A 6225-nucleotide genomic window follows, 5' to 3' on the forward strand; every position below is an offset into this window, starting at 1 on the left:
TATTCGAATTGCCCTGACGTGGGACTTTGCCTCGGCTGTTACTCCATCAACGATTGGCGGTGCGCCTGTGGCTACGTATGCGATGACAAAAGAGGGGATAAAACTGGGTAAATCATCTGCCATAGTACTCTACGGTGTATTGCTGGATCAGTTTTGGTATGCGCTGGCAGTTCCAATTTTGCTGATAGCCAGCATCTATTTCAACGTAATCCCTGATGAAACGGGGATGGTTGGGAGCGTTACAATGTTTGTGATCTATGCCGGACTTTTGATCTACGGAGGCCTGCTTACCTATGGTTTATTGGTAAATCCCAAAGCCATGAAACGAATTATTGAATTGGTTTTCAGACTTCCGATACTGAGAAAATTTGCTGATAAAGTAAACGCAGAAGCCGATAATCTGGTCGACTATTCAAAAGAACTCAGAAAAAAACCAATGAGCTTCGTTGTAAAGGCATTTTTGCTCTCCACACTTAGCTGGCTTTGCAGGGTTGCACTTCCTGTAATTGTAGTTTTGAGTCTTTTGCCGGCAAATGAAATTCTACTCATTTTGAGAAGTCTTGCCATGAACCTGGCCTTCCTGATTATTCCAACACCGGGAGGATCAGGCGGAGTTGAAGGACTTTTTGCAGTGTTTTTAGGTCCGCTGATTGAACGATCGGGATTTATAGGATTAGCTGTGTTTGTATGGAGAATTATCACATACTATATCAGCATTGGAATCGGTATCATTGCTATGCTTTGGTACGTAAATACATCGGTTTCGTCTAAGCTCATGGAAATAAACAAAGAACCAGACAGCAGGGTTGATCATGGCCAAGACTAAAATTCAGTACGAATGTTCAGCATGTGGCCATCTTTCACCAAAATGGCTGGGATTGTGCCCCGCATGTGGAGAGTGGCATACATTTGAAGAAAAAGTAGCTGAAAAAAAGAAAAGCACTAAAAAGCATAAGGTAGATATTTCAGATAACGGAGAGGCTGAAGCTGTAGCCTTGAAAGATGTTCAGCAATCAAAGGAGGAGAGAGTAAGTACGAACCTTTCGGAGTTTGATCGTGTGCTGGGAGGCGGTATTGTTGACGGTTCATTTCTACTTTTGGGCGGAGATCCCGGAATTGGCAAAAGCACGCTGATGCTGCAAGTGGCTCAAAAGTGTCCAAACATGAAAATTCTATACGTGGCAGGGGAGGAGTCGGCATCACAGATTAAGCAGCGAGCTGATAGAATTGGTATGAGCGGAGATAATCTGCTTATTTATAACAATACGGATATTCGAAATGTGATATCCCAGGCCCGCAAAATAAAACCTGATTTGCTGGTTGTAGACTCTATTCAAACCGTGTTCAGTTCGGAGTTGAGCAGCCTTCCCGGAAGCGTGCAGCAGATCAGAGAGTGTTCGGCTATGTTTCAGCAAATTGCGAAGAAAGAGGGAATAACCACACTGATGATTGGACACGTTACCAAGGAGGGTGATATTGCCGGGCCACGCATCTTAGAGCATATGGTTGATACAGTTCTTCACTTTGAGGGAGATCAGAGCCAGTTGCATCGACTATTGCGTGGAGTAAAAAATCGATTTGGTCCCGCGAATGAAGTTGGGGTTTTCGAAATGCGGGATACCGGTCTTCACGAGGTTAATAATCCATCGGATCTCTTTTTAGCTGAAATGAACAGTTCAGTAAGCGGTAACTGTGTGACGTGTGTGATGGAGGGTTCTCGTCCCATATTGATCGAAATTCAGGCCTTGGTAACACCCAGTAATTACAGTACACCGCAACGTACGGCAAGCGGATTTGATCAGCGCAGACTATCTCTGCTGATTGCTGTTCTGGAAAAAAGAGCCGCCATGAGTTTTGCGGGGCAAGATGTTTATTTGAACATTGCAGGCGGACTAAAAATCAATGATACCGCTGCAGATTTGGCGGTTGTTGCCGCACTGGCGTCAAGCCTCAAGGATAAACCAATTCCTGAGAAATCACTTTATATAGGTGAAGTAGGCCTGGGCGGGGAAGTGAGAAGGATACCGTTCTTGAAACAAAGGCTGAGCGAGGCTGAGAAGATGGGATTTAAACATGCTGTTCTCCCGGTCAGCAAAACCGCGAGTACATCAAAAATGAATTTAAAACCCGCGGATCAAATAATGAAGGCTCTATAAAAGCAGCCAAAACTACAATTAGTAGTTGTCTCTCTGGCGTCTTCTCTCTTCGCGAACACTCTTTTTAAGAGCTTCTCTTCGCTCTTCAGAAGGCTTGGTATACTGCTGACGCTCTTTGTATTCGTTTAATACTCTTGAGCGGGTAACCATTTTCTTAAAGCGATTAATTGCGCGGTCAATGCTTTCGTTATCTTTAACTTTTACTCCAATCATATATGTAAATAAGATTTATTGAATTTTTTACAGACTCTAAATATAAAAAGCTTTTTATTAAAAAACAGTTCCATCAATAAAAAACATTCATCCCAAAGATCTTATATTAGATGTCTATTTAAAGGCTCTGTAGCTGCAGTAATCCTGATTGAAAAAGTGGAAGTGAGATAGTGCAATGTTTCAAAAATTTATAACAACGTTCAAAGAGATTTACAATCACCCCAGAAATGTAATTGACCAATTTCTTGAGAGTGACGACAGAGATTTTTTTCACCCTTTTCTGTTTTTGATTATCGGTGCATTGGTAGTAGCTGCAGCGAATACTATTTTGGTGGATTTTTCATTCGACCCCGTACTTGGCGAATTTGATACAGATAACGAACAGATGCGTGAGATTGCGGAGTGGATCCAGGTGAGTACAGTTCGTTCAACCACTCAATTTTTACCAATCTCATCAGCATTTCTTCTCGTTCCTATGCTCTCAATAGGTGGCATCTTTTTTTTCAGGGATTACATCACCGGATTTTTCAGTCTTTTGGTGATGAACAGTTATGCAGTAGGAGCTGCAATGCTGTTTCAAATGCTACTTATCCCATTTTGGATGTTTTCCGGTGTAAGCTTACTTGACCCTATGGCCAATGCAACACTTCCCGCCCTTGCAATTGCAATTCCTACATTATGGATTTATAAATCCTATATCATGAGTTCTGATTTCCTGGCATGGGTGAGAATTATCTCAACCTTTATCGTCGGATATGTACTCTATGCAGTAATAACAGGTTTTGCAGCCTCAGTTATTGGCTACATGATTTTTGCGATACAGCGAATCAGCGAGATGTCGGGCGCGCTATAATGGAGCCTCAGTTTTATGAATAAACCTATTCAACTACAAAAAAAGAGTTCTCCCCTAAAAAGGGGAGATGCAGAGGGGTGTCCGATTTATTTCACGCTGCAGATGAGTGTTCCTGACTGTGAGTGATCTTTAACTTTAACAAACTATTAAACAAAGTCAGATCTAAAGGCTACTAATCACTTCACCGAGTTTTTGTATCGCTTGCCGGCACTGATCGGCAGTTGTATAGGGAGCAGGGCCAAACCGGATGATATCTCCTCTGGCATCAGTAAAAACTCCCTGACTGAGCAGTTTAGCTCTTATTTCTCTGGCATGCGGTGATTTCAGTGCCAAAAACCCGCCGGTCTCTTCGATAGGTCGGGAGTTGGCGTGTTTGATGATGTCCTTCGAGAACGACTGTTCATCAAAAAGATATCGTAAATAGGAAACCTGATCTGAATATTGCTTTCGAAGTGTTTCCGGTGATAATCCCATCTTTTGAAAGAAGTTTGCAACTGCTGCAGCCCGAAACTGTGAAATTGGATCGTAGGTGCCGGACGCGAATTTCTGATCTCCGTCATCGAAAGATACAGGTTCGTTATCTCTTGGCTCATCTAATGTATCAAAAGAGGCAAACCAGCCCGTAATCGCAGGACGAAGCGAGCAATCTGAAGGATATCGCAAGAAACAGTTTGCTTCGCCCCACTGAAGATACTTATAGCCCCCAATAAGGACGTAGCAGTGCTCTAAGCCTTCGTCGGTAATAGAGAGGGGTACTACGTTGGTTCCATGGTAATCGTCGATTAGAAGAGGGATTCCGGCCTTTTTCGTTTCAGCGGCTATTTCAGAAATTCTTGTATTGATTTCAGAAGTTTCAAAATAGATCCTCGATAACATTACAGCTGCTGTTCGGTCATCAATCTCATTTTTAATAGAACTGAGCAGCTGATCATCATCTTCATGCGGCAGAAAAACGATTTCGTATCCTTCTTCCTGGTAACGGCGCAACTGACGATACATCGAGTGAAACTCTCCGGTAGTAGTGATGATCTTTGGCTTTTCCTTCAAATTGAGTGAGGAGAGCCAGGATATCATCAACACGTGTGTATTTTGCTCACGGCAATATTTCCCTGTCGGATCGTCGTAATAATTTCGGAGATAAGAGCGTAAAACTTCAGTTTTTTCAAATGCCGCCGACCATTTTGTGTCTACTTGATCTGCGGCAATCTGCATGTACTGTCTTACTCCGTCGAATGCTACATCGGGCCACGCTTGATGGGAATGTCCTGTAAAAAGCAGTCTTGCACTAACGTTAAAGTGAGAATAGTGAGGCTGAAGTGATTGTGCCAGTTTATCAAATTCTTGCATTATCAAATATTGAAAGATTTATAAAGAAGAGGGTTAATCGAAGTCACCTTGGTGATACCGTTCGACAAGCCTCAGTTCATTAACTCTTTTGAAACCGACAAGGTTCTTTTCGTCAAGAGATGCGAGAGTCATCTCACGTTTCCCAAGTGCACCCGGTGCACGAGAAAGTTTCCAGCCGGCTACGGCCATTGCGGCTCTGGCTGATGAAGCTGCGCAGTAGGTAGCGAGAACGGCTGACTCGTCAGCATAAGCTTTCAATTTTCGAAAAACATCCGGTTTCCACAGCTCTGCATTGACATCAGGTGAAAAAGGATCGTGAAAAAAGTAGTCGATGGATTGGTCGGGCTTTGGAGAGTCATTAAACGGACCGATGAACAGGTTCAGCGTCAGATAATCTGTTATTTGAAAACTGTTGGTCCCTGGCTTGGCATCCGAAAAAATCGAATGTAGAAGTTCCGCCGGATGCTGCTGATTCAACTCCTCGCCAAAATCAAATTGAGTAGCTGTATCGGGATCAACGGGAAAGGCTTCAACAGAATACAAATCCACTTTAGGCGGATTTTCCAATGCATCCAGATAACTTTTCAGCAAGATGAAATTTAGTCCCGTACCAAAACCCATTTCAAATATAGCGATATGGTTTTGTTCTTGAAGTGCTTGAAGAAGCCCCGGTGTCTCAAAAAAGACAATTTTACTTTCTGCTACAGCACCGTTTGGATTGTGATAGTGTTGATCAAAAACAGGTGAGTATAGTGTTGTTGAGCCGTCTTTGGTTTCTGAAATTCTCGGCTTTTGATCTTCTTCACTCATCCGTCAAGCGGTTGCTACTTCATCCAGCTTAACTCCTACAAGACGACTTACACCGGTTTCCGGCATGGTAACACCATACATCATCTCTGCTTTCGACATGGTCTTTTTATTGTGGGTAATGATGATAAACTGAGTATCCTGGCTGAATTTCTTAATCATTGCCGAGAATCGCTCGATATTGGCATCGTCCAATGGAGCGTCTACCTCATCAAGCACACAGAATGGAGAGGGTTTCACGAGATAGATTGCAAAAAGCAGGGCAATGGCCGTGAGAGTTTTCTCGCCTCCCGAAAGCTGATTAATGCTCGAAGGGCGTTTCCCCTTTGGATTTGCCTTGATATCAATTTTGGCTTCCAGCGGATCTTCAGCATCGTCCTCAATCAAGAGATCACAGTAATCATCTTCGTGGAAGAGCGTGTTGAAAACATTTTTAAAGTTTGCGCGAATCTTTTCAAACGTCTCGTCAAATCGCTGGGTAGCCGTTTGGTTGATCTCATCAATGGTTTCACGCATTTCGACCTCGGCTTTCTGTAGGTCCTCAATCTGTTCTTCGTAGAAATCGAGCCGTTCTTTCTCCTCTTTGAACTCCTCAATGGCCAGCGGGTTAACGTCGCCTATTCGATTTAGCTTCTGCTTGAGCCAGGCAATACGCTCTTTGGCTTCTTCCGGGGCCATTTCTTCGGGGAGCGACTCTTCCACCTGATCCATCAATATTCCATACGTCTCCCAAATGTGATCAGAAAGTGCCTGAGATTTCATCTCAAGTTTTTCGTACGCCATGGAGAGATGGTGTACAAGCTCAAGGTTGACCTCTTTGCGTCGGCGCAGCTCTTTTAACTCTTTCTC

6 protein-coding genes and 1 pseudogene are annotated in these 6225 nt (G+C 43.4%); 3 read left to right on the forward strand and 4 right to left on the reverse strand.

The window, feature by feature from the left end; all coding sequences use genetic code 11:
• Positions 1 to 826, forward strand: an 826-nt coding sequence (locus tag ACESM0_RS12235; RefSeq protein ID WP_372906494.1) for a YbhN family protein, incomplete at its 5' end; no start/stop codon positions are given.
• A complete protein-coding gene (gene radA, locus ACESM0_RS12240) occupies positions 813 to 2156 on the forward strand; it encodes a DNA repair protein RadA (RefSeq protein WP_372906495.1) in 1344 nt (447 codons plus the stop codon). The genes ACESM0_RS12235 and radA, both read left to right, overlap by 14 nt.
• Positions 2157 to 2174: 18 nt before the next feature.
• Here radA and rpsU read toward each other — a convergent pair whose 3' ends face one another.
• Positions 2175 to 2369, reverse strand: coding sequence for a 30S ribosomal protein S21 (gene rpsU, locus ACESM0_RS12245; RefSeq protein WP_322570028.1), 195 nt, complete (start codon positions 2367 to 2369; stop codon positions 2175 to 2177).
• Between the two features lie 175 nt (positions 2370 to 2544).
• Between rpsU and ACESM0_RS12250 the strand changes: the two genes are divergently transcribed.
• Positions 2545 to 3222, forward strand: coding sequence for a hypothetical protein (locus ACESM0_RS12250; protein WP_372906496.1), 678 nt, complete (start codon positions 2545 to 2547; stop codon positions 3220 to 3222).
• A 162-nt stretch (positions 3223 to 3384) separates the two neighbouring features.
• Here the strand turns inward: ACESM0_RS12250 and ACESM0_RS12255 are convergent, their stop codons facing one another.
• From ACESM0_RS12255 to ACESM0_RS12265, 3 genes and pseudogenes are all read right to left on the reverse strand, one after another.
• Positions 3385 to 4569: a hypothetical protein gene (locus ACESM0_RS12255; RefSeq protein ID WP_372906497.1), complete on the reverse strand. Its 1185-nt coding sequence runs from the start codon at positions 4567 to 4569 to the stop codon at positions 3385 to 3387.
• A 33-nt stretch (positions 4570 to 4602) separates the two neighbouring features.
• Positions 4603 to 5379, reverse strand: a complete 777-nt coding sequence (mnmD, locus tag ACESM0_RS12260; protein WP_372906498.1) for a tRNA (5-methylaminomethyl-2-thiouridine)(34)-methyltransferase MnmD — start codon at positions 5377 to 5379, stop codon at positions 4603 to 4605.
• A 3-nt stretch (positions 5380 to 5382) separates the two neighbouring features.
• Positions 5383 to 6225, reverse strand: a pseudogene (locus ACESM0_RS12265) (chromosome segregation protein SMC); the annotation flags it as partial.

The sequence above is a fragment of the Rhodohalobacter sp. genome (assembly GCF_041686455.1).
Classification (GTDB): domain Bacteria; phylum Bacteroidota; class Rhodothermia; order Balneolales; family Balneolaceae; genus Rhodohalobacter.

Bases quoted from the DNA above. Each gene is read 5' to 3' on its own strand.
- radA (WP_372906495.1), top strand. From the start codon at position 813: ATGGCCAAGACTAAAATTCAGTACGAATGTTCAGCATGTGGCCATCTT.
- mnmD (WP_372906498.1), bottom strand. From the start codon at position 5,379: ATGAGTGAAGAAGATCAAAAGCCGAGAATTTCAGAAACCAAAGACGGC.
- ACESM0_RS12255 (WP_372906497.1), bottom strand. From the start codon at position 4,569: ATGCAAGAATTTGATAAACTGGCACAATCACTTCAGCCTCACTATTCT.
- ACESM0_RS12250 (WP_372906496.1), top strand. From the start codon at position 2,545: ATGTTTCAAAAATTTATAACAACGTTCAAAGAGATTTACAATCACCCC.
- rpsU (WP_322570028.1), bottom strand. From the start codon at position 2,369: ATGATTGGAGTAAAAGTTAAAGATAACGAAAGCATTGACCGCGCAATT.